The sequence below is a fragment of the Antarctobacter heliothermus genome (genome assembly GCF_900188425.1).
Taxonomy (GTDB): Bacteria; Pseudomonadota; Alphaproteobacteria; order Rhodobacterales; family Rhodobacteraceae; genus Antarctobacter; species Antarctobacter heliothermus.
Window position 1 is genome coordinate 1 of sequence record NZ_FZON01000123.1, and the last position, 3,295, is coordinate 3,295.

At 62.2% G+C, this 3,295-nt stretch carries 3 protein-coding genes and 3 pseudogenes; all 6 read left to right on the top strand.

From position 1 onward, the window contains the following. Window positions 1-101 precede the first annotated feature (101 nt). Window positions 102-1,106 (top strand): annotated as a pseudogene (locus CHB90_RS25690) (phage major capsid protein); the annotation flags it as partial. 155 nt (window positions 1,107-1,261) lie between these two features. Next, window positions 1,262-1,855, top strand: a pseudogene (locus CHB90_RS25695) (head-tail connector protein). Beyond that, window positions 1,852-2,187: a head-tail adaptor protein gene (locus tag CHB90_RS25700; protein WP_089280532.1), complete on the top strand. Its 336-nt coding sequence runs from the start codon at window positions 1,852-1,854 to the stop codon at window positions 2,185-2,187. Before CHB90_RS25695 ends, CHB90_RS25700 begins: the two are co-directional and overlap by 4 nt. Beyond that, the gene (locus CHB90_RS25705) at window positions 2,184-2,591 is read left to right on the top strand and encodes a DUF3168 domain-containing protein (protein ID WP_089280533.1); all 408 of its coding nucleotides are present in this window, start codon (window positions 2,184-2,186) and stop codon (window positions 2,589-2,591) included. Before CHB90_RS25700 ends, CHB90_RS25705 begins: the two co-directional genes overlap by 4 nt. A 22-nt stretch (window positions 2,592-2,613) precedes the next feature. Next, window positions 2,614-3,021 (top strand): phage major tail protein, TP901-1 family, encoded by a 408-nt coding sequence (locus CHB90_RS25710; RefSeq protein WP_089280534.1) that lies wholly within the window; start codon window positions 2,614-2,616, stop codon window positions 3,019-3,021. Further along, window positions 3,021-3,203: pseudogene (locus tag CHB90_RS25715) on the top strand (GTA-gp10 family protein); the annotation flags it as partial. The gene CHB90_RS25710 and the pseudogene CHB90_RS25715, both read left to right, overlap by 1 nt. Window positions 3,204-3,295: the final 92 nt, after the last annotated feature.

The following is a 3,295-nucleotide window of genomic DNA, read 5'->3' on the forward strand; positions in this document are numbered from 1 at the left end:
ATGGCTGCTGTCGGATTTTGTCTAGCAGCTTGATTCTACAAAGCTTTCGCGGGCACGCCAGCTATTTCCCCTGATTTGGATGAATAAGCCGGGCTAAAGCGAACCGCCCGGCGCTTTCGACCCGTACCGAGGTCGAGGCCCCCCACCAAAAGGCCTTTGACGCCTATCTGCGTTCTGGCGACGATGACGGCCTGCGCGGTCTCGAGTTGGAAGGCAAGGCGATGTCGACCGCCATCAACTCTGACGGTGGCTATCTGGTCGATCCGCAGACCGCGGAGACCATCAAGTCATCCCTGAACACCACTGCCTCGATCCGTCAGATTGCGAATGTGGTGAATGTGGATGCCTCTGCCTTTGACGTGTTGGTCGACCAGAACGACACCGGCGCGGGGTGGGCCAACGAAACGGGATCGGCGGCCGAGACCGGCACGCCGACCATCGAGCGCATCTCGATCCCCCTGTATGAGCTGAATGCGATGCCGAAGGTGTCGCAACGACTGCTGGACGACAGCGCCTTTGATGTCGATGCTTGGCTTGCCGGTCGGATCGCCGAGAAGTTTGCCCGTGCCGAAGCCGGTGCGTTTATCGCCGGTGACGGCAACGACAAACCGCGTGGTTTTCTGGACCATACCATCGTCGAGGACTCGACCTGGACCTGGGGCAACCTGGGATATGTTCCCTCCGGTTCCGGCACCGGAATCGGCGATGGCGACGCGCTGATCGATGTTGTCTACGCGCTGAACGCGCCGTATCGCGCCAAGTCGACCTTTGTGATGAACTCGAAGACCGCCGGTGCGCTGCGCAAGCTCAAGGACGCCGATGGCCGTCACCTGTGGGCCGACGGGTTTGCCTTTGGCGAGCCGGGCCGCCTGCTGGGCTATCCCGTTCTGATCGCCGAGGACATGCCCGATATCGAGGCGGACAGCTATCCGATTGCCTTTGGTGATTTTACCGCAGGGTACACCATTGCCGAACGTCCCGATCTGCGCGTGCTGCGCGATCCGTTCAGCGCCAAGCCGCATGTCCTGTTCTACGCGTCCAAGCGCGTGGGCGGTGACGTGAGCGATTTCGCCGCGATCAAGTTGCTGCGTATCGCCGTCAGCTAAGCCTGGCCACGAGATGGGAGGCGGGTTTTGGCCCGTCTCTCAGCGGGCGCGCGCCTGTTCAGGTTGTCCAGCTACCCCTCCGCCCGTGCAGTCTGGGTGGCGCGCGTCCAACCGCCTGGCGGATTAGGGATGGTCGAGGATTTCGGAGAAGAAACATGATGTTGGTGGAAGAAACCCAAGTGCTGGAAGCGGCGCTTCCGGTCGATGCTCTGAAGTACCACCTGCTGTTGGGCAGCGGTTTTACCGAAGGCGATCTGCAAGATCCGGTATTGGTCTCGTTTTTGCGGGCGGCGATTGCGGCCATCGAGGGGCGGACAAGCAAAGCACTGATCACGCGCGGATTTCTGGTGACGTTGGATGGCTGGACTGCGCCCGATACACAGCGTTTGCCAGTGGCCCCCGTGCAGGCGATCACCGAGGTGGCCCTTGTGGATGCCATTGGGGTGGCGACGGTTGTCGATCCGGTGGCGTATCGGCTGTAAAAGGATGGTTTTGACCCGCGTCTGCGGCCGATGGCGACCTCTCTGCCCAGCGTTCCCACAGGTGGAACGGTCGAGATCCGTTTCGACGCAGGCTATGGCGCGACTTTTGATGCTGTGCCCGAAGATCTCAAGCAGGCGGTGCTGATGCTGGCAGCGCACTACTATGAATATCGCAGCGATGTGGCTTTGAGTCAGGGCTGCATGCCATTCGGCGTGACGAGTCTGATTGCCCGCTATCGCCCGGTGCGGATGGGGCTGGGCGCATGAGCTGGACCCTGAACAGGCGGCTGACGCTGGAAGCCCTGCAGCGTGTTAGCGATGGCGCGGGCGGTTTCGAGGAAACCTGGAGCGCGCTGGGCACGCTTTGGGCGACTGTCAAACCGCGCACCGGGCGGCTGGCGAATGGCGAAACCGGTGCGGTTTCGGTCGGGGCCTTCCGGATCATCACGCGGGGCGCGCCGCAGGGGCATTCCAGCCGACCCGAGCCGGGTCAGCGGTTCCGCATGGGCGCGCGCAGCTTTCGCATCGAGGCGGTCACCGAGGAAGAACCGTCAGGTCTCTACCTCATCAGCCAATGCCAAGAGGAGGTCGCGCCATGAGTTTTGCGGTTTCCGGAGCATTGCAAGCGGCGGTCTATGCGCGGCTTCAAGGGGATACGACCCTGTCCGCAATTGTGGGGGCGGACATCTACGACGCGCTGCCCACCGGGGCCTTGCCACCGATCTATGTGGCTCTGGGTCCGGAGACGGCGAAAGACGCGGGCGACAAAGGCGGGTCGGGAGCCTGGCACAGGTTCCTTGTTTCGGTCGTCACATCCAATTCGGGGTTCCAGACCGCCAAAGAGGCGGCGGCGGCGATCAGCGACGCATTGCACGGCGCGGATCTGGCGCTGAGCCGGGGGTCCCTGGTCGGCCTGTGGTTCGAGAAAGCCAAGGCCGGGCGTGAAAGCCGGGGCCTGCGGCGCATCGATCTGACCTTTCGCGCGCGCGTGGAAGACAACTGAGTTTTCATCTGGAGTAAGAGACATGGCGGCACAGAACGGGAAAGACCTGCTGATCAAGGTGGACGTGAGTGGCAGTTTTGAAACGCTGGCGGGGCTGCGCGCGACGCGCATCAGCTTTAACGCCGAGCAAGTAGACGTGACCACGCTGGAATCGACCGGCGGTTGGCGCGAGTTGCTGGCGGGTGCCGGTGTGAAGTCTGCAAGTCTGAGCGGATCGGGTGTTTTCAAGGATGGCGCGACGGACGAACGCGCACGGCAGATGTTTTTTGGCAGCGAAACCCCGGCGTTTCAGGTCATCATCCCCGATTTTGGTGTCGTTCAGGGGCCGTTTCAGGTGACCTCCATCGAGTATGCCGGTGCCCATGACGGCGAGGCGACCTACGAACTGGCGCTGGCCTCGGCGGGTGCGCTGACCTTTACGGCTGCGTGATGGGCAATCCGTGGCGGGGGGATGTTGTTCTGGTCGTCGACGGTCAGAGCAACGTAATGCGGCTGACGTTGGGCGCGTTGGCCGAATTGGAAGCGGCCCTTGAAAGCGGGTCCCTGCTGGATCTGGTAGAGCGATTTGAGGCGGGTGGCTACAGCACGCGGGACGTGCTGGCACTGATCGTTGTGAACAGGCATGCAATTTTGACCCCGTAACGGGGTGATCGGCGTCCAACAATGACCCCCTTACACTGATGTGGATGATGCTCCCGAGGCTA